Raw genomic sequence first — 26,050 nt, forward strand, 5'->3', positions numbered from 1 at the left:
CAACGGTGAATTGGCGTTTCGCAACGACTGATGCGCGAGTTAAATTAGGGCGACTATATCCTACGATTGAACCCGGCAAAGTTGATTTGGCAGACCACTAGTGTGGTCTAGATATTGGCTCCAAATTGAAATTTCCGTAAGGGCGTTTTGCATAACGCCCCTACCGGAGTCCTCATATGTAGCCTGAGTTTCGAGGGTAGGAGGCAGAGCCTCCGTAACTCCATTTCCAAGCAGGAGCTTGGAAACGAGGTCTGTATGAGATTTGTTTACGAAGAAAGTGACAGAAGAGGGATATTATTCATACGGCATCAACACCGCCCGCAACTCTCCAGCACGATTGCGGGTCGTGTGCAAATCCACATACAGCATGTTGTTTTCCAATGCGGTCAACTGCTCTGCTGTCAGCGTGTATTCGCCCATCGCCGTGCCTGCTCGTCCGGTATCATCCAGCATCACCGTCAGTGCATATTGGAAGGGGCCGTTTTCACTGGGCATTCCCCGGTGAATGTGGAAAGCAGAGGTGATGTTGGGGTTGGGAGGATTGACCGGGTCGGTGGCATAGTCGCGGAGCGGGCTGGAGAGATTTCTAAAGCTGCCTCGCACAATCAGGCGATCGCCCGACAGCACCGCTCCAACGGTTCCTAACGCTTGGGTTTGAGGGCTAGTGGGCACCACATTCGCTTTGCTCATCATGGCCACATAGGTCTTTAAGCCACGGTTGGGCATTCCCTGCGCCATCAAAACTGACTTTGCCGTTTGTAGATTAGCGGTTGCTTCTGCCTTCAACGCATCATTCGTGGCAACTTGCGCGATTTCTTCTTTGACTGGCGATTGGGTCACTTCAAGCGTGACTCCACTGAAGGCGGGGGAATGAATCCCGATCGTGAGCAGACCACTTAAAACTGCCAGCAACAAGCTTTTGAACCAACTTTTCCAGGTGTGCATAATCTTTCCCTTCGTGCATCCATCAATATCTGTGAAACCTGATCTTCGGGTTTCAATAACACTACGTAGCTCAACTCAATTTGGATGGGATGGCTTTCAAATTACAGCGGTTTGTAGAGGAGCACGACACAACGAATACCTGCGCGTGCTTTGCAGTGAAGTTTTACACCGAAGAAGGTAACTGAGACCTGATCTAAATAGTCAGATACGAGCATTCGCAGTTAAATTATTCGTAGTTGACTAGTTTTCTCCTCTGGGTAAACCCCGTTGTGTAGCGATGATCGCTGGGTTTACTCAGAGGACTTTTTTATGCAGCAAGAGGGCAATACCCAAGCCGTTTATAGCGGTACCCGTTCAGGTGAAGTACGGGGTGTGGAGGTATCACCCTCACGCAGGGGCACTGCCCCCTTGTACTCGCCGCACTGAACCAACTTGCACATGCCTGTAATGAACCATAGGGACGGAAATGTTGAGTTTGGGCAACGCTTCACACCATTTCTGTAGATTTGGGCTAAACATGAATATCCCCATAGTCTTTAATCACTGATGAGATTTGTTTACGGAGCAAGTGACAGAAAAGGAATCAGTGTTTTGTGAAACGCCCCTATCAAGGGATTGGCATCTCGATAGTATCTTCCCTACTGCAACACAATCTATGAATCTCCTGCCTTATCATTCCTTCACGATTCAGACTCCAGACCCACCTGAGGTTGTCCGTCAGAGGCTTGCCACCCACATCGAAGCACCCAAAATATTACGCTGGCAGTTCTCCCACCACCACGCACCCTATGAGGGCAAGATTTGGGAAACCGGATTTGAACTGCGCCGGATCATTCACTATCGCAATTCGTTTTTACCAACAGTTCGGGGGCGGTTTGAAGTCACTAGCCAGGGGACGGACGTTCATATCACGATGGGAATGCATCCCGTTGTGACTGCGTTTTTAGCCATTTGGGGATTCTTCTGGTACAGTGCCCTCATTCCCCTGACTCTGGCGGGAGGAATGCCCGGTGAGGTTGCCCTACTCTTCCTCGGATTGCCCACCATCCTATTCGTGGGATTCTGGTATGCCTTCTGGTACGAGGCAAATCGGGCTCAGGACGATCTGATAGGAATGATTGCGGGAGAAGTGCTCGATGGGCAAGCCTGGCAACGTCGCCCCAAGCAGCGGTGGTTGAAGATGATGCAACTGGGACTGATTGGTCTGGGGCTAGCGTTGGCATTGGGGCAGTTTGTCTTCTGGCAATTTCAACCCTTGATGTTTCCAGAAGCGTCCTCCCTGTTCACCCCCTGTACCCAAAATCCAGCCCAATCTCCCTACTGCACTTTCTCGGTGGTGCATCGATTGGCTCATCCCACTGCTACAACCCTCACTCTGAGTACAGATGGGCAAACTCTGGTGAGTGGTGGACAGGATAAAGCCATTCGCGTTTGGGATGTGGAGACAGGACAGCTTATAAAAACGCTTCAGAGCGATTCGGGGCAGGTGCGGGCAGTGGCGATCGCCCCCGATGGCAAAACCGTTGTTAGTGGCAGCACCGATCGCAGGGTACGTATCTGGAGTCTGACCACTGATCAGCGTCCATTGATGTTAGCAGGGCATACAGAGGGGGTTGAGTTTATTCGCATTAGCCCGGATGGCAAAACGATTACGAGTGCTAGCCAGAGTGAAATTAAACGCTGGAATCTGGCAACTGGAGAGTTAGAAGCGACCTTACCCACGTTGCCCAGTTCTGAACTTCAACTGGGACCAATCACGATTTCTAATGGACCCGATCGCTTCATTATTCGTGATATCAGTGCTGATGGCAGAACGGCAATTTTTGAGTTTTTCAGCGGTAAAGTGGTGCTGTGGGATTTGATCGCAGACCAACTACGCAGCGAATTAAATGAACGGTTTGATGCGTTTTCAGGCTATGTATTATCGGCTCACATTAGCCCCGATGGAACCTTAGCTGCCATTCAATACAGCAACTCCTCGGCTAAGTTTGAAACTCAGTTGAAAGTGTGGGATTTAACGGCAGGAGAAGTCAAAGCGCGTGGACAGGTAACCGCGTCTGATACAACGTTTATCGATGTGCCCATGGCAGTAACGGGCGATCGCATTCTGGGGAGCACGAACACAGGACTGAACGTGTGGAATCTGCAAACCGCTGAACCTGAAGCAAGTCTGGACGTTGAGTGGATGAGTGCTCTGACCGTCAGTGCGGATGGCACCTTCATTGCAGGCATTACAGGAGATGCCTCCACGCAGAACGCCAAAATTCAGGTATTACACCGGGGTTAGATATGTTTTCGACTAATCCTCATCCCTCTCGACCCGCAGGCACCCGCTTTACAATCCGAAAAAGCGAGAGGGCTTTAGAGATCCATCCACCTCGCCCAGAAACCTTAAGCTTTGAGCAACGCCTTTGGCGGGGGGCAGTCCCTTTCAAAACCCGGTTCTACCATAGCTTTACGCTAGTCGCTCTGATGCTGGTCATTCAAGCATTACTCTATCCCTGGTTTTGGTGGGCACCTCTCATCTTGCTGGGGATTCTCAGTCCAGCCATGCTGATTTGGTTAATGACACCTGCCAAGAGTACTCATCTTTACTTGAATGCCTATCAAGGGTGGTTCAAGATTTGTAGGCGATCGCTCGAATCAAGCACTCACCCCGATCAGATCATCGCCAGTGAGTTGATAGCAGACCTTCAATCGGTGACTGCTTCGCAACACTCGCGAGGACGGTATGGAGCAACTCGCAGCGTCACACTTCATGCAAAACAAACCTACTTTTTAGATTGGAGTTTGACAGCAGAAGAATCCCTCTGGATCGTTGGTGAAATTCAGTCCTGGTTAGAGGTTCAGAAGCAATAAATTTCTGTGAATAGCAGTACTTAGCAATACATCATGGCTTCTCAAAACTCCCATTCCTCTGGATCTGCTCGCACAAAATTTGTGGTTCTCAAAACAGTTGATTATCTTGAGGTTCATCCTCCTGCACCCAATAGCTTCACCTTGAGAGAAAGACTTTTGCAGGGATTATTTCCTCTCAAGATGCGGTTATTTATATCGACATTCATCATCGTTCTGATGTTCATCATGTTGTGGATGAGTTACACCGTGATAGGGTTTAATCCTCTCATTGTGATGGGTTTAATGGTCATCCCATTTTTATTACTCTGGATATTCACATCTACCCGGAGTACACACCTCTACTTTGATCGAAAAGCGGATCAATTTGAGATTCGATTGCGATCGCTCGAAGTACCCCACCGAGAAATAGTTCAGACAAAAGATAGAATCTCAGAGATTCAACAAGTTGCAGTATTTGAGAAATACCAAGGAAAGGATTGCACAGGTCGAACGATAACGATTCAAACGAGACAAACTTACGCTTTAGACTGGCATTTGACAAAAGCAGAGAGTAGCTGGATTGTGAATGAAATTCGGTCATGGCTGTTATTACAGTAACTAAGAAATGAAAATTAAATGAGTTCGATATTGGGTAGGGGCGGGTTTTGCAGTCAAATTCAGCTAGGGTGAGGATTGATCGGCTAAACCCGCCCGTACAGTTTGCAGATTTATTTAATCCACCATCCTAAAGCCATCTCAGGAAAATTTGCTGTGACTGTGAAATGGATAGAATCTTGCTGTTGAAAGAGGAAACGGATGAGAAATCGCAGTTGAATGGAGAGCAGTCCTGATGAATGGTCAATGGTTTCTTCAAGTACCCTCAGCCCTGATACATCACTGACAGTCAATGCCTTTCAGCGGTTTGCGATCGCCGCTGAACAGATTGGCGCAACCCCCAAACGATTGGCAAAAGCTGCCATTTTGGGAGATTACTTTGTCACGCTATCAGATGATGATTTGCGTCTAGCCGCGCGTTATTTTGCGGGTTCCCCGTTTCCGCAGTTCGATCAACGGGTCTTGCAGGTGGGTGGCGCGGCTTTGATGACTGCCCTGTTGGCGGTAAGTGGTGCGGAACCGGACACACTGCAAGCAGAATTGGTGCGGCGGGGTGATCTGGGAGATGTAGCGGTCAATGTGTTGCCAGAATCGGTGACCCCGACGCTGGAACTGTCAGAGGTCGGAGAAGCCTTTGCGGCTCTGGTGGAGACACGCGGCAACAAACGCAAGGTAGCGGTGATCGTTTCTCTGCTTCAGAAAGCAACACCTCTGGAGGCAAAGTATCTGATCAAATTAATGTCAGGTGATCTGCGCATCGGTTTGCGGGAAGGGGCAGTGGAAGATGCGATCGCCCGACTCGCCCAAGAAGAAGTATCCCGAATTCAGTGGGTGAATATGCTAACCGGAGACATTGGGGAAACCGCCGTATTAGCACGACATCAGCAGTTAGATACGGCACGAATGCGACTATTTCACCCAATCAAATTCATGCTGGCGAGTCCAGTAGAGGACTTTGAGGAAATTACTCGTCGGATGCCCCAAGGATTCGCTGTAGAAGACAAATATGACGGCATTCGTGCTCAGGCTCACATTGCCCCTATCCCCGATGACAATCAGTTGTTACATGGAGTGACATCAACCGGGATGCGCGTTGCCCTATTCTCACGCACACTGGATGAGATTACGGCGACCTTTCCCGATCTGGTGCAACCTCTGGCAGCAATAGATCGGGATATCGTGGGCACAGGCGCAGATGCGGGGTTGATTCTGGATGGTGAAATTGTTCCCTTTCGAGGCGATCGCATCCTCCCCTTTCAAGACTTGCAAAAGCGGTTGGGTGCCTTTTACCACGACACCTTCTACATCTGATTTAGATAGTGCAATTCACGCCTTTCAAACCTTTGTCGATCGCATCCCTAAAACTGCTTCCGTCGTGGTTATCCACGACTCTGATGCTGATGGTGTAACCGCAGGAGTCGTGTGGCAGCGTGCCTTTGAACGGGCAGGCTTTGAGCACGTCACTCGCGTCATTCCCGATCGCGAACGCAATGCCTGGACACCCGCCAACCGGGAACGAATTACTGCTGCAAAACCAGACTTTCTATTTGTGATGGATTTGGGCAGTCAAGCAGAACCCATCCTGGCGGGAGTGCCCACCTGTTTTATTGACCATCACTACCCGGAAGGTGCGCCAGCAGGGGATACTCTCATCACTGCCTACACCTGGAACCCGATTCCCAATACGTCCTGGTTGGTATGGCATCTGTGCCAGCACGTTGCGGATGTGTCTGACTTAGATTGGATTGCTGCCATTGGAACACTCAGCGATTTGGGAGAGAAAGCCCCCTTTGAACTGCTAACTGATGCAAAGCGCAAATATACAGCGAAGTATCTGAAGGAAGCGACTGCACTGATTAACGCTTCTCGTCGGGCGGCTCACTATCGACCTGAAATAGCCGCGATCGCCCTCCTTACCCACTCCGACCCCAAATCCCTGGTTAACTCTCAAAGTGCGGACGTTGAGCAACTGCGGCACGACTGAGAGGAAGTCAAGCGAGAGTTGGATGCTGCCCGTAAGGTTGCGCCCATTTTTGCCGGAAAGGTTGCCCTACTGCGGCTCAACTCTCCCTGTCAGGTTCATCCCCTGATCGCCCAAAGCTGGCGGGGGCGATTGCCTAATTACGTTGTGATTGCTGCGAATGAGGGCTACATTCCCAATCGAGTGAATTTCTCGGCGCGATCGAACTCTATCAACGTTCTGGAGTTTCTGCGGTCTTACGATATTGGGGAAGGCGAAGGCAATTATGGTCATGGTCACGACCAGGCATCGGGGGGAAGCTTGCCGCGCGATCGCTGGCAGCAATTACTCACCCAGTTTGGCTTTTCCAATGGAGCTTGATCCCCCTGCCTGCGGCATCCCCCTTAAAAAGGGGGACTTTGAACTTTTGAATACGATGATTGGAGTGAAAGGTGCGATCGCTTGAGTTCTGATCTCGGAGTTTCGTGTTCTGATCTCGAAGTGTCAAGTCAAAAGGTCGGAAATTCATGATCAGAAGTTAGAGTTCCGTGTTCTGATCTCGAAGTGTCGCGTTCGGAAGGCGAAGTTTCAAGTTCCGAGGTCGGAGTCCCATGTTCGGAAGTTGAAAGGTGAGGGTTAGAGGGCAAAATTTTGAGTCTCCCTAATCAGTAACAGTGATCTGAATTAATTGGAATCCTTCAATCGCACCGCTTGGAGGATTCCAAATGAATCGAGACCAGGCTATTCCTGCTTTGGGGTCTGAATGGATCGCATAACAGGCACAAGTACTTGCAAGAGTAGAGCGATCGCTCCAATGACTCCTGCGATCGCTGTGATCATAACTGCTGTTGCCAGAATGATTTCAGTAGGACTGGTGCCGTATTGCATCCAGGCAGAAGGAGGCTCGATCGGGGTGGGGTTGGCGATCGAAACTTGGGTGGGTTTAGGGTTAGTTACAGAAGGGTTAACAGTTGAAGTCTTCATTGATTACTGTATTGAACTCAACAAATCCAACTTATTTGAAGTAAGCATCTACTATCGACTAACTGGAGTTAGCAATCAGTTAGTATGTACTTAGCAATCAGGAGTAAGGTCTTTTAACTTCGATGACTCAGCAATCAGCAGGATCTGGAATTAGTTTTAATGAAGCTGACCAGAGCTTTGATTTGATAAAACTTCAGGCTGATTTAGAGTCAATTAAGTGTGGAAAAGTTACAGCAACTGACTGGAAGTATTTCAAAGGTATTCTTTGTGGCAACGGAGTTTCAGATATATCCAAGTTGTGCTGTGTTCAACAAGGAACTGTCTTTAACGCATTAAACAAACGCATTAAACCTTACCTATATCGGCTTCTAAACCGTCCTGAGCCAGAAGAAGAAAGAGTAGATTGGAGCCGTGTTCCGAAGTGGTTGATTGAAGCGGGTTACGGAATCGGAGAAAATCATCGTGTTAACTGGCAGCAAATCTGCCGAACTATGCTCGATCGCCAGAAAAAGCTCAGCACTAATGAGGTGATTGCTTCAGAAGCAATGCAGTTTGACTTACTCAGTGATGAAATTTTTGTATCGTTGGCGTTGGTTGAGCGAAAAGAGCCAGATCAATTGAAGCAAGATGTTCATCCTGCACGTCCGGTTGAACGTTTTGAGGAAAGACCACCGATTGAGTATGAGAAATTTCAGAAACAGGTTTTGCGACCAAGGAAGAGCGATCGCATTGCCATCATTGGTGAACCCGGAGCCGGAAAGACAACGCTTTTACAGCACATTGCTTTTTGGATTCTGGAGCAAAAGCTTGGTTTACCGATTTGGATCTCTCTGGGTGACTTAGTTAAGAATGGTGATTTGCAGCGTCTAAAAGACTACTTGATACAGGTATGGCTAGATGATGCTGTTCTGAATATCACTGAAGACGTTAAATCTGATTTTCTGGCACAGTTGAATCAACAGCAAGTATGGCTATTGCTAGATGGAGTTGATGAAATCGTTGCTTCATCTAGTGTTGCACTACGCGAGATTAATAGCCAGCTTCGGGCTTGGTCAAACCAGTCGTTCATCATTTTGACCTGCCGCACCAATGTTTGGGATGCCGATATCAATGCTCTGCGAGACTTTCAAACCTATCGTACTAAAGAATTGCACTACCCAACTCAAGTAGAACAATTTATTGAGAACGGATTTCGTAAAAGTAATCCACAAAGCAGCCAACGTCTTAAAAGTGAACTCGCTAAGCCTGAACAAACTCGGCTTCAGCAACTTGTGCAAAACCCATTGCGACTAATGATGCTTTGCACAACGTGGTACGACTATGCAAGTTTACCAGCAACTAAAGCTGAGCTATATGAACGGTTTGTTAGGGAGTTTTATAAGTGGAATAAAACTAAATGGAAGAGGAAAGACCTGAACTATGAGCATTTCCCGAATACAGAGGCTAAACAAAACAAGCTTAATCAAGCTCTTGGGCGTTTATCGTGCCGTGCATTAGATAAAGAATCGTCTCCGTTCCGATTGCCGCATAACTTAGTTGTTGATGAACTTGGTGATCCAGATGGGGAGGGATCTAATTTCTGGTTGGCTCTTAATCTTGGTTGGCTTCAAATTGCTAGAGATGCAGATAAACCCTCAGAAAAAGTTTATATATTCTTTCATCCAACTTTTCAAGAGTATTTTGCAGCATTGGCGATTGATGATTGGGATGATTTTCTGCCTTGTAATCATATAAATCAACCTACTAGAAATCGTAAAGACGAGTATGAATATCGAGTTTTTTCTTCTCAGTGGAGGGAAGCAATTTTCTTATGGATAGGATTGAATAGCAAGAAAGAAGATAGATCAAAAGAGGAATTTATTCAAAAATTGATTCACTTTAATGATGGTTGTAGAGTAGAAAAATCTGAAAAAGGATTTTACGAATTTCAGCTATACTTTCTAGCAGCAATCCTTACATTGGATTTTTATAGTTTCCCCAACGCTCAATTAGATGAAATTGTTGATCAAATAATTAAATGGGGCTTTGGGTATTTCAGTAATCAAAGGCAGCAGTGGTTTCGATCTCTTGATTCTGTTGAAGATGAGGCGCAAAGAGTCTTGAGTAGGATTAACCATCCTAAGGTACTGGAAGCTTTATTAAAGTTAATTGATGGCTGTCCAGATAGATATATTGTCTACTCTGCTGCCAATGTTTTATGGAAAATAGACCCTACTCATCCAAAATCAAAAGCAATTCCTCAATCTGTCAATAATGAAACTTCGGTAATTGAGCAGATAGGTTTGTTAGACATAGAGCATGATCCTGAAATTCCTAGAACAGTGGAAGCTTTAATTGATTTAATAACCCCTCGACAAGAGCGCAGAGCTAGACGTACCTTTAGTCCATCTACTTTGGCAGCAATTTTCAGAAATAATCAGGCAGCAATTAACTCACTAAAAGAATTGATTCAGCCTAGTCATGACCAAAGCACGCGATGGCAAATAGCAGAGATTTTAATAGAAATTGAACCGGATAATCAATCAGTAATTCAGTATTTAATAGAAGTAATGTTAGATTCTGAAGATGAAATGCTTTTTACGCGAATTGCAGAAATTTTATTAAAAGCTCACCCAAATCATAAAGTAACGATTCAGGCTCTAATTGATCTGGTCTGTTTTGGACGGGATGATTATGAGCGTGAGAGAACAGTTCTTATATTGAAACGGGTTCTCCATATTAGATTACTCCCCTCAGTGGTTAGACAGCTTAAGGAGTATATAAATGATGATAATTTAAACCGAGGAGCAGCTTGCTTTGAAATTCTTTGGCATTGTGCTCAAAATATGAGCTACCCAGACTTCTATCGAGCGTGGCATAGTTCTTCTGCTGATATTGAATTATCTACAGATGACTTGGAGGTAAAGCCATGAAAACTCAAAATATTGAGATTCCCTACGAAAAGATTGCTCACTTTTGTCAGCACTGGCAGATCACTGAATTTGCTCTCTTTGGTTCTGTACTGCGCGAAGACTTTCGTCCTGACAGCGATATTGACGTGTTAGTTACCTTTACTCCAGATGCTAAACGAGGCTTGTCTGAAACTCTACAAATGAAAGACGAATTACAAGCTATCTTTGGTCGAAAGGTTGATTTGCTTGTGAAAGCTGCGATCGAACGCAGCGAGAACTGGTTACGACGCAAGAATATTTTGGAATCTGCACAGGTGATTTATGCCACGCGACAATGAATCGTTAATTGACATTGAGCGTTCTATCCAACGAATCTTACGTTACTCCAACGGCATTAATCGAATTGATCTCGATCATGATGATGAGAAAGTATCTGCTATTCTCTACCAAATTACAATCATTGGTGAAGCAACTAAACGTCTATCTCAAGAGTTCCGTGAGCAGTATTCGGAAATTCCCTGGCGAGACGTTGCAGGAATGCGCGACGTAATTGTCCATAAGTACGATCAGGTTGATTTGGATGTTGTTTGGGATGTAATTCAGAACAAAGTGCCCGAATTGCTGGTTCTGTTGCAACCTCTTCTACCTAGAGAAAATTCATAGCCATCGTATTGCTATTGCGATCGCCCCTCCACAGAAAATCGCTATATCATGGCAGGATACTGTTCGTGCTGATGCCAAATAATCCGTATGAAACTCAAGCTAACCAGAGCGATCGCAATACGAACAAAACTACCTGCCCTTCTACTGCTGAGTGCAGGACTGCTTGGGGGAAGGGCAATTGCTCAAACACTACCTCTACCAGATGAGCTCATCGCCTTTAATTCACCAGAAGGCAGTGAACTGTTGCTTGAAAGCGAAGCGCGAGACGACTTTTGGAGTCTCAGCAGTCAGTTTGTGACACAGGTAAACCAGGCTTATTGTGGCGTTGCCAGCATGGTCATGGTGTTGAATAGTTTGGGCATTCCTGCGCCAGAATCACCGCAGTATGCGCCCTATCATGTCTTCACGCAAGAAAACTTCTTTGACAATCCCGCGACTCGTCAGGTGATCACTCCTGAAGTAGTGGCTCGGCAGGGCATGACCCTGGCGGAATTAGGGGGGTTGTTATCCAGCTATGCCGTCAGTGTGCAGGTCTATCACAGCCAGGACACAACCTTAGAAGCCTTTCGCCAACAGGTTGCCGAGAATTTAGATCAACCCGGTAACTTTGTCCTTGTCAACTATTTACGCAGTGCGATCGGGCAGGAACGCGGCGGACATATTTCCCCCATTGCAGCTTACGACCGGGAGAGCGATCGCTTCCTGATTTTGGATGTGGCTCGTTACAAATATCCTCCCGTTTGGGTTGAGGCAGAAGACCTGTGGCGGGCAATGGCAACGGTTGATTCCACATCAGGGAAGACACGCGGGTTTGTGTTGGTCAGTCGCGATCGCTAGATCTGCTGCTTTTCGCTATGGCTTTTTCTCCCAGGGTGCTGATGGTGGCAAAAACTCAAGCAAAGACCTGTGAAACTAAACCGTAAACGCTTTTGGCTTTTGGTGCTGGCAATTTTGTTAATCCTCACCTCCTGGTTTGGAATTGTGTCAGCCCGATCCGGATTACAAGTGCGATCGTTCCAGCGAGAAGGCATTCCCCTGATCTATGTCGCTCCTCAACGGGCAGAGGCTGTTCCAGGAGTGTTGATTGCTCATGGTTTTGCGGGTTCCAAACAGTTGATGTTGGGATATGCTCATGTGTTAGCTCACGCTGGATATGCCGTTTTGTTATGGGACTTTGATGGACATGGCGCAAACCCCACTCGCCTACAGCGGTATGAGTTGGAACGCAATCTAGATGTTGCTCTACAAGCCTTGTTAGAGCAACCGGAAGTGAATCCCGATCGCCTCGCGGTTTTGGGACACTCTATGGGCAGTGGGATTGCAATGACTGCTGCACTTCAGGGGGGCGATCGCTTTGCGGCAACGGTTGCCGTTTCTCCAACAGGAGCAGATGTAACTCCCCAAACGCCCCGCAATCTTCAGTTGCAGGCAGGGAGTGGAGAAGGCAGGTTTATCTCTAACGCTGAACGACTGCTGGCTCAGGCAGGTGGGGAAAATACCAATCTAGCCGCAGGTGAGGGACGAGAACTGGTGATTGTTCCCGGTGTGGAACACATCACCATTCTGTTTAGTGACAACAGCCATCAAGCTGCATTGCGGTGGTTCGATGCAACATTCGGGCGAGTCCACTCCAGTCAGTATGCCGATCGCCGCATGGCTTGGTATGGTTTACATCTGCTGGGCTGGATTGCAGCATTAGCCGCAGTGGCTCCATTGCTCAGGGAAGCGGACACGACAACGATGCGAATTCCTCCCGTTCGGCGATGGGCAGGTTTACTCATCTCGCCGATGATAGCCGTGACAGGACTGGTACTCCTTAGCCAGAGGGTTGACCTGCAAAACCTGGGCGGGGTTCAGGTGGGTGGAGCGGTGGGAGTCTGGTTTCTCATCGCTGGATTAGCCTGGTTGGGTATGCTGGCGCGGTTGCCTCGTCTCACTCTCCGCACTGTTGGTTTGGGAATCGTCTTGTTTGCCGTTCTCTGGATCGCCCTTGGTGCCATGGCACAAGTGGTGTGGCTTCAGTGGTGGTTGATTCCAATTCGTTTGAGAATCTGGCTACCACTGGCAGTGGCTTGCCTTCCCTGGTTTCTCGCCTCTGGCATCGTGCAACAGAATATCGGAGTGGGCAAACGAGTCCTCTGGTGGTTAGCCCAGAGCGTCATCCTGATAGGTGGATTTGGGCTGACGCTTCAATTTCTGCCTCAGTTGGGCTTTATGTTCTTATTGTTGCCGTTGTTTCCACCCCTGATCGGCATTCTATCTCTAGTTGCCGGGTTTCTAAACCGAGCGTGGGTGTATGCGATCGCCTCATCTCTGTTTTTTGGTTGGCTCCTGGCAGCAGGTTTTCCGCTGTCAGCTTAAAACTCTTTGCCGTGGCAATACTCCCCGCAGTCGAGCCGCAATCAACGGTGAGAAGGTCAGCCACACCAACCCAAAAGCCATAAAGCCGCCTTTCAGCAAATTGTAGTCAGACCCAATTCGCTCCCAGGAATAGCCCAACATCCGCCCCAGTCCAATCTCAAATCCAATCGTTAATACTGCCCAGAGCAGACCAACCCCAATCAGTTGTGAAACCCGCGAAGCATGGAGCCAGCGAACAAACAGCACGGTGATCACGAGAATTAGAAGCGACCCGGTGAGCAAGGAAATCTGACGGGCAGGGAGATCGCCAATTCGAGGAACTAGCCAGAGCATACGTGCCATTCCATGCAAGCTTTCAACTAGCATCAATACCAACCAGATAATGAAGCCTTTTAGAAAAATCATTGCTCCCTCCTTGGGGTGCTGACTCTCACAAGTGAGTCTCCCCATGATGGTGATGACCTGTGTTAGTAGATAACATCCTGCTTGTTGAAGGGGTTGAGGCAACAGGTGTATCCATCTTCAGTATAGAAGTCCATGCAGTGAGGGACTATGAACTTTAAGGAATTAAACTTTATCCAACGTTGAATGGTGTCTCAATCTTATCAAAGTGCCTACGATCGCAGATGATGTTACCAGTGCGATCGCATGACTCAACGATCAGGTATCTTTTTTGGCATTGCTAAAGAGAGGGATGATTGTCCTGATACGGGCGTGAGCGAGACGCTCACACTCCCTTGAGGCAGATCGTTTAAGCCAGTGCGAGCATCCTGCTCGCGATTCATTCATCTCCAAGATTAGCAACACCCTTGTTAGTGCGGACAAAGCATTCGGCAAATGATCTGTGCAACGGAAACAATCTCTTTCCCTATCGAGATTTGGCATTCAATCATCGGTGACTTTGCCACGCATGGCTTTGATCTGACTTCGCCGCATTTTGCTGTCCAACCGTCTCTTTTGAGAACTGCGAGTCGGTTTACTCGGCTTGCGTGGCTTCGGAACAACCATCGCACTCTTGATCAACTCTCGTAATCGCTGTAACGCCTCTTCCCGATTTTGCTCCTGACTGCGGTGTTCCTGAGATTTGATGACGATCACTCCATCTTTGGTGATGCGCTGGTCGTTGAGTTGCAACAGTCGTTCTTTGTAGCGATCGGGCAGGGAAGAAGCCCCAATGTCAAACCGTAAATGAATTGCAGTTGACACTTTGTTGACGTTCTGCCCACCTGCCCCTTGAGAGCGTACCGCGCTCATGTCGATCTCGTGTTCTGGAATGGTCACCGTATTAGAGATTTGCAGCATGGTTAATGCCTCGACGTTGGCTGAAGCGTTGCCGTGAGGGTAATCCAGGGGGCGTTGGCGAGGCGATCGCGCAGGGTTGGCTCATCAGTCGCTTTCTCTTGTAGAATTCGCCCCTCAAAGACCACCGTTACCTGTTCCGGTTGAAAACACCACGGTTCTACCGACAACTGGGTTGAGTCCTCCGCAAGCGGCATCAGTGTCAACGTTGTTTCCCCGATTGCAGTTGGCACCTGTTCAATCTGTCGCTGTCCGGTCATACCCATGCAAATGGCAAGCGACAAGGCATCGAAGGTCGCAACCAGGTGTTGATTGCGAGTGATTGCCTCTGCTGTCACATAGGGTGCGTAAGCGGGGTCTTGCTCCAGGTGATGAATTAAGGTCTGCTGAAATTCCCTTTCCTGCTTCAGAAATGCTTCCACTATTCGTATCGAGTCTGGCGATTTTTTCCAGTGGGTAAAGCGTTCGTATAATCCCGTTCCATGCAGGGAGATGAGCAACGCCGCATATCGTCCCATTGGCATTGCCAGGTGTTTTGCCCCTGCCCACAGTTGAGTGTGAATTTCCGGTGCAATTTCGTTAAAACTGTGGGGATAGCCTGTATTGGGATTGAGGGTTGGAGCCGTTTCCCAGGGAATCCAACCAATATCGTGCTGTTCTGCACCCAGGCACACCGCTTCAAAGGGGGCGATCGCACCGAACTGTTCATTACCCCAAACCTGAGCTAACTGCCCAGATACCCAGGCATGGGTGGGTTGGGTGATACAAATCCGATCATGACCATGAGTACGGTGCAACATCGCTGTCCCTATGTGAACAATCCTCTTCCAACTCTAAACCCTAAAGGGAGTAAATGCCTTCATACTGCGGGTTAGACCTCGTCAGCGGGTAAAAGTGTATCTCCAGAGAGGCGTTGGCTATTCTTCACTCACGTACGGTGGAGTATCGCCTGGGATTGCGAATTGTTTCAATCCCTGACTGAAGAAAGAGGAATGCTAGTCATGAACGTAGAAGAACTCAAGCAACGATATGCTGCTGGAGAGCGAGATTTTAGTATCGCTGACCTCAAAGGAGCAGTGCTTGAAGGCATTAATCTGAGCGGTGCAGTTCTACATGGAGCCATGTTGGATGGAGCGAACTTGCAACGAGCCAATCTGAGTCAAGCCGATTTAAGTGGAGCTACTTTGAAGGGAGCAAACCTGACTCAAGCCGATTTGAGCAGTGCAAATTTGAATGATGCAATTCTGGATGAGGCAATTTTAGAAGAAGCAATTCTCGATCACACTCTCTTAAACCAAGCTGACTTAAAGGCAGCAGACCTGCAAAAAGCAGCTCTCAGCGAAGCAGATTTAAGCGAAGCAGACCTGACGGGAGCCAATTTAGTTGAAGCCGATTTGAGTCAAGCCGATTTAGAAACGGCTGACTTGCATGAGGCTAACTTGAGACGGGCGGTGTTAGAAGATGCAAATTTGAGTGGTGCAAATCTAGCCGAGGCCATGGTAGAGGGAACTCTGCTAGACGATGAAAATCCGGGTTCAACACGCTAAGGATCGTGAATTAAATAACCTGAAAAACGGCAACCTCCTGTACGGGCGCGGCATTCGGCAGAGGGTTCTGAAACAATGGCAAGGGCTTTTGACCGAATACTGCGCCCGTACGCCAGGAATTACATCTTAATAAATTCGCGATCCTCTTGTCTGAATAGCCTCGTGCTGATGTGGCCATCCTATTTGGTTCATGAAGAAGTCTGAGATATGGTCAATGGTCAATGGTCAATGGTTAATGGTCAATGGTCAATGGTGAATGGTGAATGGTCAATGGTCAATGGTCAATGGTTAATGGTTAATGGTCAATGGTCAATGGTCAATGGTTAATGGTTAATGGTTAATGGTCAATGGTTAATGGTCAATGGTCAATGGTGAATGGTGAATGGTCAATGGTTAATGGTCAATGGTTAATGGTTAATGGTTAATGGTTAATGGTTAATGGTCAATGGTCAATGGTTAATGGTCATACACAAATGACGAATGCCGAATGAAAGAGTAGGTTTCACGATCGATTTAGGACTGCTATAGCAAATCCATCTTCTGATCCATCTCACCTCTCCTTCTCGAATGCTAGGGTCAAACAAACAGGAGGGGGAAATGGCTTCATTTCCACTGACACGACGACGATTTGTGCAAGCCGTAGGAGGAGCAAGTCTCCTGACACTCATCAGCTGCAATCGGCAGGAGCAAACCATGGTGACACTCTACACATTGGGAGATTCGATCTTAGATTGCGGACGATATAACGAATTTGGCGTGCATCCGGGGCAATTGCTGGTGCAGAACGACGATCGCCTGTTTCCCGAATTTCAGGGTCAAGACCTCGCCTCACGCGGCTCTGCCCGACTGGAACATCGTGCCCGCGATGGCGCAACGGTTGTGGGGCTTCCCTCCCAGGCTCAAGGATTGCAGGTTGGAAAAAAAGCGATCGCCATGATTACGGTCGGTGGTAACGATTTGTTAATGGGGTTGCTTCAAGATACAGGCTCCGGCATCACAGCCTTTGCCAATGCCCTCGATACGTTTGTGCAGCAGTTACCCATCCGTCCAGTTCTCCTTGGCAGTGTTTATGACCCTACCTTGGGAGACGACAGCCGCAACTTTTCGGGAGTCGATCCGGCGATCGCCCCACGGTTACCCCGGTGAGCCTGTATTTGTTGCCGCACCCAATGCCACATCTGAAGATGAAGGAGTCGTTCTATCCGTCGTGCTAGACACGCAAACAGAGAACTCTTTCTTATTAGTGTTAGATGCTCAATCCTGGAATGAGCTTGCCAGAGTCCAGTTACCTTAACATCTACCATTTGATTTTCATGGTCAGTATTTTGACGCAGGACACAGCGACTCCAGAAGAGTCAGCGAACCCCCAGAGAGAATGCAACTCCATCGCTAGCTTGTTAAAAGTAAACGCTAAAAAAACATGAGATCGTGAAAACACAGATCTCTCATCGTAGAGAAGCTAAATTATTACGGATTTCTTTGAGAGATAACACTGCATAGAATTTTGGATATTCGGTATTTATACAGCTCAAATACGAGAAACAGTAAGAGTTTTAGACAAAATTGAGATCAAAACTCTAGGAATTTTACTGTACCAGAACGGATCAGATCTCGTTTAGGGTTGTAATGTATCTTGCTAAACCCTCTTTAGTGACCTTCAGCCCATCGTATGCACTGATACTCTCGTTTCTGACTTTGGCATCAGGAGCGCAGTGCTAAACGGTAGAACTCCTGCAATGGCATTACCTAGCCTTTGTCTAGAAATGAGAGAGTCACAAATTTTGTGCACACGAGTGTGACATAAGAGGCTTAAGGTCTAGAAGCTATCCCTGCCTTAAGAAGTTCAAAAGCTACAACTGCTGATAAATGGCAACTCTGTGTAGCAGGTAAATGCACCTAAATCAGAATTAGAGAGTAGAGATAAATACAGTATCTCTACTGACTTTATCCGTCTATGCGCTTAAGTCATAGGCTCAAAAACCATGCCTAGCAATACTTGTAGTCACTGGCTAACTCAGTAATTTAACTGAAATTACTCTTTTTATTTACTATCTTACGTATATCTATCAACTATTTAGTTAACAACTTTTAGACATTAAAAAATTTACTTTTTTCGTTTTCTGGGAAATCTGAAAACAGAGTCTTTTAACAAAGAATTATGCGTAGCAATTCAAATGCAAACACTTTACGCAGTAATAGAATCGTTAATCTTGCTTCTCAGAATCGCGTTCTAACAGAACAAGTCAACGAGCAAAATCCGCATGATATCTTTCGTATTCGGGTAAGAAGTCTCAGTAGTTTTACTGCATCTGTCAATGGACTACAACGGGATGCAAATTTGCAATTACTCAACAGTCAGGGGCGTGCGATACAAACCTCTGCCCGTCGAGGAAGAGCTTCAGAAAAAGTTGATAGGCTTCTAGAAGAAGGAACCTATTATGTCCGGGTTTATCTCCGTAATAAACACGATGACACAACCTATGGATTGAGTTTATCAACCGCTAATGTCAGTTCTGAATCATCTAACACCGTTTCCCAAACGGTTTTTAACGGCAAGCTATATCAAGTGACGCGAGGCAACGATAATCTGATCTATAGTCGTTCCTCGTCTGATGGCAGTCATTGGAGTGTCTGGAGACATACAGGTGCCTCAACTTATCAGACACCCGCCATGACCGCGTTTAATGGTCGGCTGTTCCAACTCGCTCAGGGCACGGATCGCAATCTCTACTTACGCTCTAGTCAGAATGGAGAGAATTGGTCAACCTGGGCATCCCTGAATATTGGTGGGCAAACTCTCTCTGCACCTGAGATGACCGTCTTCCAAAATCAATTGGTCGTAGCGGTACGCGGCATCAATAATCAGATTTACACCGCAACTTCGGGAGATGGCGATCGCTGGAATGCTTGGCAGGACACAGGGCGTGCTTCCCGCAGTGGTCCTGGTCTGACGGTCTTCAACAATCGCCTGTACATCGCTGCTCAGGGAACAACCGACAATGATGTGTATTTCAGTTCTTCACGGGATGGAGTGCGCTGGAACTCATGGTCATCAGCAGGAATACAGACCCTTAGCAATCCAGAATTAGGTGTATTTAACGAACAGCTTTATGTAGCCGTTCGCGGTACTGATAACAACATTTATCTGAAGCGATCGGCGGATGGGCAGGTCTGGGGGCAATCCTGGTTAGCCTCTCATGGGACAGCGCAAACCGCCCCTGAAATGGATGTTTTTGGTAATCAGATGGTGTTGACAATGGGGGATGTTGAGCAGCGAGTCCGTCTCAACACTTCGCAGGACGGCACAACCTGGTCGGGTTGGACGAACTATGGACAGGACAATCCAGCCGCAGATGCCCTATGGTCAAGTAATTTTGGGCTTCACTCCACACCCACAGATTTGAATCCCTTGAGAGGATTTCGCGATCCGCTGCTGGGGTTAGGGCCGATTACTCAGCACTTTGGAGGACAAGCCTCCCACACTGGAAGAAGCCATTATTCCATTGATTATGGGGTTGAGGTAGGCATGCCCATCTATGCCATGTATTCTGGTACGGTAGTGGCGATTGAGCAGAGTGTTCCTGATCTCCCAGCCAATGTGGCAGGTTCTTTAGCCAATGCCAGCAATGTGAACTATGTCTTGATTAAGCTAGATGACGATGATGGGGTTGATGATGGTTATCGCAACGCTTATCTACACATTCGACAAAACTCGGTGCGGGTTGCAGTAGGACAACGAGTTGCCGCTGGAGACTTGATTGCAGAGAGTGGACACAATGGTTGGAGTACAGCTCCTCATTTGCATGTAGAAGTGCATCGCCCTAATTCTGATGGCAGTTGGGGGCAAACTGTTCCATTTGAAATGTTTAGCAATTGAATGATGAGTTGACGTATGCCTGCCTCCTCCAAAGCTGGGAGTACAGCAGGCAGGAGTGAGGACGATTCGTTGTTGCTGATCCAATCTATGAATTTTGTAGAGGTGTTTCACGAAACGCCCCTACCCAGTGATCTGCCACAATCAAACATTAAATCGGTATAAGAACTATTCTTTGATATAGTCGTAGCCACTTGGGTTAAGACGGGATGCAGGGGTGGAACCCCTGGCTGAGGGCGCAACCCCACACCCCTCTGTCCTAAATGAAGGGGCGATCGCTACACAAAACAGAAACTAAAGTTCTACAGTAAAGACTGCTCCTTGAGGGGAGTTGTCTTGAACATAAATACTACCACCGTGGGCTTCTACAACAAGCTTGCAGAAGGTCAGTCCTAAGCCAATTTGCGGCACATTATGCATCGCTTCTCCGATCTCAAATTTGTTAAAGATGTATGGACGTAAATCGGCTTTGATGCCCGGTCCTTGATCGGCAACGTGGATCTTGGCTTGCATCCGAACCTGTCCATTATGGGTTGCGTGAGGGAGATATTCAACGGTTAGCGTGACTGTACTGTTTTGAGGAGAAAATTTAATTGCGTTTGAGAGCAAGTTATCCATGAGTCGATGCAGAAGATTCAGATCGGCTGTGATCTGTTGTCCCGATTGTGGTAGTTGGACATCCAGATAGATTTTTCTGGCTTGAGCGAGTTCTTGAAACTCGGATATGACGGTTGTTACTAAAACATTTAGATCAATCTCACTGTAGTTGAGGAGTAAGCTTCCCGCTTCTAACTTTGCCAGTAACAGCAATTCATTGATCATGGAACTGAGCTGCTGACCTGCCCGATACACCAGTTTCAACCGCTCCTGATGTTGTTCCGGTAAAAGAGCTTGCATGAGCAACATTTGGCTGCCCAACAGGATTGTAGTGACAGGCGTTCGCAGGTCATGCACCATCATGCTGGACATGTCCTCACGCAGTTGTAGAGTGTCTTTGAGGGCATCATATTGCTGTTTTATGCGTAGGAGCGATCGCACCCTTGCCTGTAACTCAACCCGATTCACTGGTTTAGAGATAAAATCATCGGCTCCTGCATCCAGACATCGCGCCAGGTCTTCCTTGGCGTTGAGCGCAGTCACCATAATGACTGGAATGCTTGCCCAGGCTGAATTTGCTTTGATTTCACGGCAGGTTTCGATCCCATCCTTGTCAGGCATCATCACATCCAGCAGAATGACATCCGGCTTGATGGCATCTAATTGGGTGAGTGCTTCGTCTCCACTGGGAACATAGAAAAACTCATAGCCTTCAGGTTTGAGCAATGCTCGAATCACAGTAAATCCGTTGGGTTCATCATCCACAACTAGGACAACAGGTGTGCGGTTCATAAGTGAAGGCTGCTTAATTGAAATTGACCTGGGGAATGTAGGTGGACAAGAGATTGAGCAGGTGTTTGAGGCTGATGGGTTTTGTCAAATAGTCCACGGCTCCTGCACTGAGACATCGTTCGCGATCGCCCGGCATGGCCAGAGCCGTCAACGCAATGATAGGAATGTGTTGCAACTCCTGGTTTGAGTGAATACGTTGAGCCGCCTCTAATCCATCCATTTCTGGCATCTGGATATCCATCAAAATCAAATTGGGCTTGTGTTGTTGCGCCATTTGAATCGCTTCCAATCCGTTACGCGCCAATACGATCTGGAAGTTGTGAGCTTGCAGGTAGCTACTCAAGGTGACGATATTGGCTTCACTATCTTCTGCAAGTAAGATCAGCGGCGTAGTAGTGCGTTGGCTTTCAGTAACCATGAAGTCGGGCGGTTGTAAGTCAGACTGTTGATCGTCCTGCTCTACCTGACCCAGGATCTGATTGATTGTTTTCTGAAGTTGGGGTCGGGAAATGGGTTTGAGTAAATAGGCAGACGCTCCAAGTGCTAGCGCATAAGGGCGTTCGTCTACCACCGAAACCACAATGACCGGAATCGCTTGAGTCTCCGGATTTGCCTTTAGATCTGCTAGCACCTCCCAACCGGAGCGATCGGGCAACAAAACATCAAGGATGATGATGTCAGGGCGCAATCCTATCGCGACCTGGGTCGCACCTCCCCCAATGGGATGAACCAGTGTTGTTGCACCCATCTCGGTGAGATAACGGGCGATTTGACTGGCAGCCGCCTGTGAGTCTTCGATGATCAACGCCTGCTGTAAGTTAGAGGAATGAGTTGTAGCAGGAGTGGTTGTAGAAACCGATTCAGCGATCGCCGTGGGTGGGTGCCAGGGAAGCGTAACTGTAAAACGACTGCCTTTATCGATCTGGCTCTCTAACGTCACACTGCCCCCATGCAACTCCGCAATGCGTCGCACCAATACCAACCCTAACCCGGTGCCAGCATAACGACGTGAGAGTGAGCTATCTAGTTGAACAAAGGGTTGAAAGAGTTTGTTGATATTTTCAGATGCAATCCCAATGCCTGTATCCGTGACAATAAAATCGATGGTTTCACGGAACAAATCAGCTCTCACTTGCAGCTCCACACGACCATTGTCGGGTGTAAATTTAACGGCGTTGCTTAAGAGATTGACTAACACCTGGCGAATGCGACGCTCATCTAATTCAACCTCAACTAATTCTGGATCAATGCGACAGCTAATTTTAATACGTTTGTGATGAGCTTGTTGTTTGATAAAACTTAAGCTAGAGTCACACAGGTCTTGTACAACAACTGGGCTAATTTCCAGTTCCATCTTGCCGGACTCTACTTTAGAGAGATCCAGGATGTCATTAATTAACTCCAACAAATGTTTACCGCTTTGTTCAATGGTTGAGATATGTTCACGTTGTTCTGCGGTTAATTCACCAAAAATTTCCTCTAACAATGCTTCTGAGAGTCCCAAAATGGCATTGAGTGGAGTTCGCAACTCGTGACTCATACCTGCCAAAAATTCATCTTTTAGGCGAGAAGCTCTGGCTAATTCAGCATTGGCGAGGCTAATTCGCTCATTGCTCAGTTGCACCTGCATTTCGGCTTGTTTGCGTCGGGTGATATCTCTAGCAATTTTAGAGACACCAATGATATCTCCGGCTGCATTTTTGAGTGGAGAAGCGGTGAGCGATACATCAATTAATCGACCATCTTTGTGTTGTCGCACCGTTTCATAGTGCTCGATGCGATCGCCCCGTTGGAGTCGCTCAATAATCTGGGTTTCTTCATGCTGGCGATCATACGGTAGCAGTAGAGTGGCTGGCTGACCAATCACTTCAACCGCAGAATAGCCATACAACTTTTCTGCCCCCCAATTCCAACTGTCAATGATGCCCTCTAGTGTAGTACTGATGATGGCATCATCTGAGGATTCAATGATAGCCGCTAAGCGGGCTTGCACCTGCTCTACTTGTTTACTGCTGGTGATGTCGTTGTTAATTTCCAGCACTTTGATGGGATTGCCGTTGTCATCGCGTTGCAACACCCAACGACTTGCAACGGTCATGGGCGTTCCATCACGCCGTTGATGGATCAACTCTCCTTCCCAATAACGGGAGCGTAAAAGTGCAGCATCAATGTCGCTGATGGGACAGGGAAACTGCGTTTTTAGCAGGGTATGGATGGATTGCCCCAGTGCCTCGGCACGAGTCCAACCGTACATCTGCTCGGCTCCCCGGCTCCAGAAGGTGATAATCCCGTTGGAATCACGGGTGATGATCGGGTCGTGCGCCAGATCTAACAATTGCGCCTGTTCTGCCAGTTGTTTCTGTGTTTGTTTCCGCTCTTGCAGTTCTTGTTGCAGGCGATCGTTGAGTTGAGATAGCTCCAGGGTGCGATCGCGAACCCGTTGCTCCAGGTCTTCATTGAGTTGGGAGAGCGCAATTTCAGCTTGTTTGCGTTCCGTGATGTCCTGCATATTACCCAGCATTCGGACGGGGTTGCCTGCCGCATCATAAAACACCTGCCCCCTCGCCGATAACCACCGAATCCCATCGGGCAGCAGCACACGATACTCATCGGCGTAGTAGCTCTGCTTTTGCTGGATAACACGGTTGACGGTTTCACTGGCAGAGGCGCGATCGTCGGGGTGAAGCAAGCTGAGCCACTGTTCGTAGCGGATCGTTTGCTGAGTGGGGTCAAGTCCAAATAGCAAACAGTATTCCTCAGAGATATGGGAACTGTTATGTATCACATCCCAATCCCATACCCCCGATCGCGTCGCTTTGTATGCCAGCTTTAGTCGGGCTTCGCTCTCCTGCAATGCCTGCTCTGCCTGTTTGCGATCGGTGATATCAAACACTGAGCCGATGTAGCCCTTAAATTGACCATCTGCGCCAAACCAGGGAGTCGCTGCATTGATCGCCCACCGATATGTTCCGTCTTTACGCCGCAGCCGATACTCTATGCGAAACTGCTCCTGGCGAGCGTTAGCCTGGACAAAGATATCCCCAGAGAATTTTTGATCATCGGGATGTACCGCTTCTAGCCAGCCCAACCCTAACCCTGTCGTCTCAGTCTGACCTGTAAAGTCGTACCAGCTTTGACTCAGAAAAGTACACGCCCCTGTCACATCCGTTACCCAGATCATCACCGGAGCACAATCCGCCATGTCCCGAAATCGCTGTTCTGACTCACGCAACTGTTCCTCAGCGCATTTCGTATCGTGAATGTCTTCCGTTGTGCCATACCAGCCTAAAATCTGCTTGTGCTCATCGCGGCGAGGAAAGGCACGAGAGCGCATCCAGCGATAGGAGCCGTCTGCCAGTTTGATGCGGTGTTGAATGTCGTAGGGATTACCTGTGGTGATGGAGTATGTCCACGCTGCCAGCATCGCGGGTAGGTCATCGGGATGGGGAACCTGCGACCAGCCCTCACCCATCGCCTGTTCTCGCGTTAAGCCAGTCAGGGTGAGCCACCGCTCATTGAAATCTGTAATTTTGCCGTGGGGGTCGGCTGTCCAGGGCACCTGGGGGTTCAGTTCGATAATATAACGCAGGTGTTCTCTAGATTCGCGGAGTTGAGCCTCGGCTCGTTTGCGATCGCTAATGTCGGTTAGAAAAGTCAACACAAACCGCTCATCCTCAATCTGGACTGAACTTAACCCCGCCTCAATGGGGAACTCAGTGCCATCTTTACGGAGAGCGTACAGGTTTCTTGCATGACCCATCGATCGCTGAGAGGGTTGACGGTTGTATTCAGCCCGAAATACCAGGTGCCCCTGGCGAAATCGCTCTGGCATCAAACTCTCTATCGATCGCCCCAGAACTTCGTCAGCAGAATAACCAAACAAGTCTTCGGCTTTGGTGTTAAAGATGACGATTTCCCCTCTGGCATTGGAGACAATCACAGCCTCAGATGCCATCTCTAAGAACGCCCGAAATCGCTCCTCGCTGGCTCGTAAAGCCAGTTCTACTTGCTGCTGTTCAAGACGAGTTCGCAATGCCGCAATGCCGTAGGCAAGATCCGTCGCCAGTTCGTTCAACAGTTCTGTCTCAGCCGGAGCGAACGCATCAGACCGAGTCGAGCAAATAGACAGTGCTCCTAAAATGGGGGCTTCAGCCGTAAGGGGAAGCGCAATAACCGCCGCACAGCCACCTTGTAAAGCCGCCTCTCGCCAATGCGAATGGGTTGGATGATTGACAAGATTTTGGGCGATCGCTATCTCGCCAGTACAAATCGTCGTTCTCGTGAGTCTCTGTCCTAATTCATCCTCTGCCCAGTGAATGGATATCTCCTGGAGAGATTGCCCCATCTCACCAGCCTGAGCCACAGGACGAATATGGGTCGCTTCGTTGGATTCTGCAAAACTAATCCAGGCAGCACGATAACCTCCGATCTCGACAATCATCCGGCAAATCTCTTGTAATAGAGCCAATTCATCTACCGCCCGAACTATGGCTCGATTGCATGAACTCAAAACGCGAAGCAAGCCGTTTACTTGCTGCCATCCCAATTCAGAGGAGTTAGAGTTGGTTTCATCATACGGATGTCCTTGATTGTCTTGCTCCATCTCCATGACCCATCTAAACTCATCTCTCTACGCTCAACAATTGCCTAGACAAAAGTTGATTTGATGTAAACACTTTTGTTA

Annotated in this window: 22 protein-coding genes; 15 read left to right on the forward strand and 7 right to left on the reverse strand. The window is 48.0% G+C overall.

Translation table 11 applies throughout. From position 1 onward, the window contains the following. Nucleotides 1-294 precede the first annotated feature (294 nt). Nucleotides 295-945: a CHRD domain-containing protein gene (locus H6G89_RS28840; protein WP_190513205.1), complete on the reverse strand. Its 651-nt coding sequence runs from the start codon at nt 943-945 to the stop codon at nt 295-297. A gap of 655 nt (nt 946-1,600) precedes the next feature. Between H6G89_RS28840 and H6G89_RS28845 the strand changes: the two genes are divergently transcribed. From H6G89_RS28845 to H6G89_RS28870, 6 genes are all read left to right on the forward strand, one after another. Further along, nucleotides 1,601-3,232: a WD40 repeat domain-containing protein gene (locus H6G89_RS28845; RefSeq protein ID WP_190513207.1), complete on the forward strand. Its 1,632-nt coding sequence runs from the start codon at nt 1,601-1,603 to the stop codon at nt 3,230-3,232. A 2-nt stretch (nt 3,233-3,234) separates the two neighbouring features. Then, nucleotides 3,235-3,804, forward strand: coding sequence for a hypothetical protein (locus H6G89_RS28850; protein WP_190513210.1), 570 nt, complete (start codon nt 3,235-3,237; stop codon nt 3,802-3,804). Between the two features lie 33 nt (nt 3,805-3,837). Next, the gene (locus tag H6G89_RS28855; RefSeq protein WP_190513212.1) at nt 3,838-4,401 is read left to right on the forward strand and encodes a hypothetical protein; all 564 of its coding nucleotides are present in this window, start codon (nt 3,838-3,840) and stop codon (nt 4,399-4,401) included. A gap of 243 nt (nt 4,402-4,644) precedes the next feature. After that, entirely contained in the window at nt 4,645-5,709 is a 1,065-nt protein-coding gene (locus H6G89_RS28860; RefSeq protein ID WP_190513214.1) for an ATP-dependent DNA ligase, read from the forward strand. After that, nucleotides 5,678-6,382 (forward strand): DHH family phosphoesterase, encoded by a 705-nt coding sequence (locus H6G89_RS28865; RefSeq protein WP_190513216.1) that lies wholly within the window; start codon nt 5,678-5,680, stop codon nt 6,380-6,382. Before H6G89_RS28860 ends, H6G89_RS28865 begins: the two co-directional genes overlap by 32 nt. 18 nt (nt 6,383-6,400) lie before the next feature. Further along, entirely contained in the window at nt 6,401-6,739 is a 339-nt protein-coding gene (locus H6G89_RS28870; RefSeq protein ID WP_190513218.1) for a DHH family phosphoesterase, read from the forward strand. 360 nt (nt 6,740-7,099) lie between these two features. Here the strand turns inward: H6G89_RS28870 and H6G89_RS28875 are convergent, their stop codons facing one another. After that, nucleotides 7,100-7,342 (reverse strand): hypothetical protein, encoded by a 243-nt coding sequence (locus H6G89_RS28875; protein ID WP_190513220.1) that lies wholly within the window; start codon nt 7,340-7,342, stop codon nt 7,100-7,102. A gap of 122 nt (nt 7,343-7,464) precedes the next feature. Between H6G89_RS28875 and H6G89_RS28880 the strand changes: the two genes are divergently transcribed. The 5 genes from H6G89_RS28880 (at nt 7,465) to H6G89_RS28900 (ending at nt 13,257) form a co-directional block, all read left to right on the forward strand. After that, the gene (locus H6G89_RS28880; protein WP_190513223.1) at nt 7,465-10,254 is read left to right on the forward strand and encodes an NACHT domain-containing protein; all 2,790 of its coding nucleotides are present in this window, start codon (nt 7,465-7,467) and stop codon (nt 10,252-10,254) included. Further along, entirely contained in the window at nt 10,251-10,571 is a 321-nt protein-coding gene (locus H6G89_RS28885) for a nucleotidyltransferase family protein (protein WP_190513225.1), read from the forward strand. Before H6G89_RS28880 ends, H6G89_RS28885 begins: the two co-directional genes overlap by 4 nt. Beyond that, nucleotides 10,555-10,896, forward strand: a complete 342-nt coding sequence (locus H6G89_RS28890) for a HepT-like ribonuclease domain-containing protein (protein ID WP_190513227.1) — start codon at nt 10,555-10,557, stop codon at nt 10,894-10,896. The genes H6G89_RS28885 and H6G89_RS28890 overlap by 17 nt, the downstream gene beginning before the upstream one ends. An 87-nt stretch (nt 10,897-10,983) precedes the next feature. Further along, the gene (locus tag H6G89_RS28895; RefSeq protein WP_190513229.1) at nt 10,984-11,733 is read left to right on the forward strand and encodes a phytochelatin synthase family protein; all 750 of its coding nucleotides are present in this window, start codon (nt 10,984-10,986) and stop codon (nt 11,731-11,733) included. A gap of 69 nt (nt 11,734-11,802) precedes the next feature. Further along, complete coding sequence (locus tag H6G89_RS28900) at nt 11,803-13,257, forward strand: alpha/beta hydrolase (RefSeq protein WP_190513231.1); 1,455 nt, start codon at nt 11,803-11,805, stop codon at nt 13,255-13,257. Here the strand turns inward: H6G89_RS28900 and H6G89_RS28905 are convergent. From H6G89_RS28905 to H6G89_RS28915, 3 genes are all read right to left on the reverse strand, one after another. Further along, nucleotides 13,249-13,662 carry a hypothetical protein gene (locus tag H6G89_RS28905; RefSeq protein WP_190513233.1) on the reverse strand — a complete coding sequence of 138 codons (414 nt, stop codon included), beginning with the start codon at nt 13,660-13,662 and terminating at the stop codon, nt 13,249-13,251. The two genes, H6G89_RS28900 and H6G89_RS28905, sit on opposite strands and share 9 nt — an antisense overlap. A 480-nt stretch (nt 13,663-14,142) precedes the next feature. Then, on the reverse strand, nt 14,143-14,559 hold the full coding sequence (gene arfB / locus H6G89_RS28910) for an alternative ribosome rescue aminoacyl-tRNA hydrolase ArfB (protein ID WP_190513235.1): 417 nt from the start codon (nt 14,557-14,559) through the stop codon (nt 14,143-14,145). A 2-nt stretch (nt 14,560-14,561) separates the two neighbouring features. After that, nucleotides 14,562-15,356: a DUF3891 family protein gene (locus H6G89_RS28915; RefSeq protein WP_190513236.1), complete on the reverse strand. Its 795-nt coding sequence runs from the start codon at nt 15,354-15,356 to the stop codon at nt 14,562-14,564. A 201-nt stretch (nt 15,357-15,557) separates the two neighbouring features. Between H6G89_RS28915 and H6G89_RS28920 the strand changes: the two genes are divergently transcribed. From H6G89_RS28920 to H6G89_RS28930, 4 genes are all read left to right on the forward strand, one after another. After that, nucleotides 15,558-16,103 (forward strand): pentapeptide repeat-containing protein, encoded by a 546-nt coding sequence (locus H6G89_RS28920; protein ID WP_190513239.1) that lies wholly within the window; start codon nt 15,558-15,560, stop codon nt 16,101-16,103. A 597-nt stretch (nt 16,104-16,700) separates the two neighbouring features. Next, nucleotides 16,701-17,249 (forward strand): SGNH/GDSL hydrolase family protein, encoded by a 549-nt coding sequence (locus H6G89_RS34600; RefSeq protein ID WP_199336986.1) that lies wholly within the window; start codon nt 16,701-16,703, stop codon nt 17,247-17,249. Next, nucleotides 17,173-17,397 carry a carotenoid oxygenase family protein gene (locus tag H6G89_RS28925; protein WP_199336987.1) on the forward strand — a complete coding sequence of 75 codons (225 nt, stop codon included), beginning with the start codon at nt 17,173-17,175 and terminating at the stop codon, nt 17,395-17,397. The genes H6G89_RS34600 and H6G89_RS28925 overlap by 77 nt, the downstream gene beginning before the upstream one ends. A gap of 864 nt (nt 17,398-18,261) precedes the next feature. Beyond that, on the forward strand, nt 18,262-19,980 hold the full coding sequence (locus tag H6G89_RS28930; RefSeq protein WP_190513243.1) for a peptidoglycan DD-metalloendopeptidase family protein: 1,719 nt from the start codon (nt 18,262-18,264) through the stop codon (nt 19,978-19,980). A 291-nt stretch (nt 19,981-20,271) separates the two neighbouring features. On the opposite strand, the gene H6G89_RS28935 is transcribed toward H6G89_RS28930, so the two are convergent. Together H6G89_RS28935 and H6G89_RS28940 are read right to left on the reverse strand one after the other, a co-directional pair. Further along, a complete protein-coding gene (locus H6G89_RS28935) occupies nt 20,272-21,366 on the reverse strand; it encodes a hybrid sensor histidine kinase/response regulator (RefSeq protein ID WP_190513245.1) in 1,095 nt (364 codons plus the stop codon). Between the two features lie 13 nt (nt 21,367-21,379). Next, complete coding sequence (locus tag H6G89_RS28940) at nt 21,380-25,969, reverse strand: PAS domain S-box protein (protein WP_190513247.1); 4,590 nt, start codon at nt 25,967-25,969, stop codon at nt 21,380-21,382. Between the last annotated feature and the right edge of the window lie 81 nt (nt 25,970-26,050).

The organism is Oscillatoria sp. FACHB-1407 (assembly GCF_014697545.1).
Taxonomy (GTDB): domain Bacteria; phylum Cyanobacteriota; class Cyanobacteriia; order Elainellales; family Elainellaceae; genus FACHB-1407.

Excerpts from the sequence above, each read along its gene's own strand:
- H6G89_RS28905 (WP_190513233.1), bottom strand. The coding sequence starts at position 13,662 with ATGATTTTTCTAAAAGGCTTCATTATCTGGTTGGTATTGATGCTAGTT.
- H6G89_RS28930 (WP_190513243.1), top strand. The coding sequence starts at position 18,262 with ATGCGTAGCAATTCAAATGCAAACACTTTACGCAGTAATAGAATCGTT.
- H6G89_RS28855 (WP_190513212.1), top strand. The coding sequence starts at position 3,838 with ATGGCTTCTCAAAACTCCCATTCCTCTGGATCTGCTCGCACAAAATTT.
- arfB (WP_190513235.1), bottom strand. The coding sequence starts at position 14,559 with ATGCTGCAAATCTCTAATACGGTGACCATTCCAGAACACGAGATCGAC.
- H6G89_RS28845 (WP_190513207.1), top strand. The coding sequence starts at position 1,601 with ATGAATCTCCTGCCTTATCATTCCTTCACGATTCAGACTCCAGACCCA.
- H6G89_RS28925 (WP_199336987.1), top strand. The coding sequence starts at position 17,173 with ATGACCCTACCTTGGGAGACGACAGCCGCAACTTTTCGGGAGTCGATC.
- H6G89_RS28915 (WP_190513236.1), bottom strand. The coding sequence starts at position 15,356 with ATGTTGCACCGTACTCATGGTCATGATCGGATTTGTATCACCCAACCC.
- H6G89_RS28875 (WP_190513220.1), bottom strand. The coding sequence starts at position 7,342 with ATGAAGACTTCAACTGTTAACCCTTCTGTAACTAACCCTAAACCCACC.
- H6G89_RS28885 (WP_190513225.1), top strand. The coding sequence starts at position 10,251 with ATGAAAACTCAAAATATTGAGATTCCCTACGAAAAGATTGCTCACTTT.
- H6G89_RS28840 (WP_190513205.1), bottom strand. The coding sequence starts at position 945 with ATGCACACCTGGAAAAGTTGGTTCAAAAGCTTGTTGCTGGCAGTTTTA.
- H6G89_RS28850 (WP_190513210.1), top strand. The coding sequence starts at position 3,235 with ATGTTTTCGACTAATCCTCATCCCTCTCGACCCGCAGGCACCCGCTTT.
- H6G89_RS28860 (WP_190513214.1), top strand. The coding sequence starts at position 4,645 with ATGGTTTCTTCAAGTACCCTCAGCCCTGATACATCACTGACAGTCAAT.
- H6G89_RS28935 (WP_190513245.1), bottom strand. The coding sequence starts at position 21,366 with ATGAACCGCACACCTGTTGTCCTAGTTGTGGATGATGAACCCAACGGA.
- H6G89_RS28890 (WP_190513227.1), top strand. The coding sequence starts at position 10,555 with ATGCCACGCGACAATGAATCGTTAATTGACATTGAGCGTTCTATCCAA.
- H6G89_RS28895 (WP_190513229.1), top strand. The coding sequence starts at position 10,984 with ATGAAACTCAAGCTAACCAGAGCGATCGCAATACGAACAAAACTACCT.
- H6G89_RS28880 (WP_190513223.1), top strand. The coding sequence starts at position 7,465 with ATGACTCAGCAATCAGCAGGATCTGGAATTAGTTTTAATGAAGCTGAC.
- H6G89_RS28920 (WP_190513239.1), top strand. The coding sequence starts at position 15,558 with ATGAACGTAGAAGAACTCAAGCAACGATATGCTGCTGGAGAGCGAGAT.
- H6G89_RS34600 (WP_199336986.1), top strand. The coding sequence starts at position 16,701 with ATGGCTTCATTTCCACTGACACGACGACGATTTGTGCAAGCCGTAGGA.
- H6G89_RS28940 (WP_190513247.1), bottom strand. The coding sequence starts at position 25,969 with ATGGAGCAAGACAATCAAGGACATCCGTATGATGAAACCAACTCTAAC.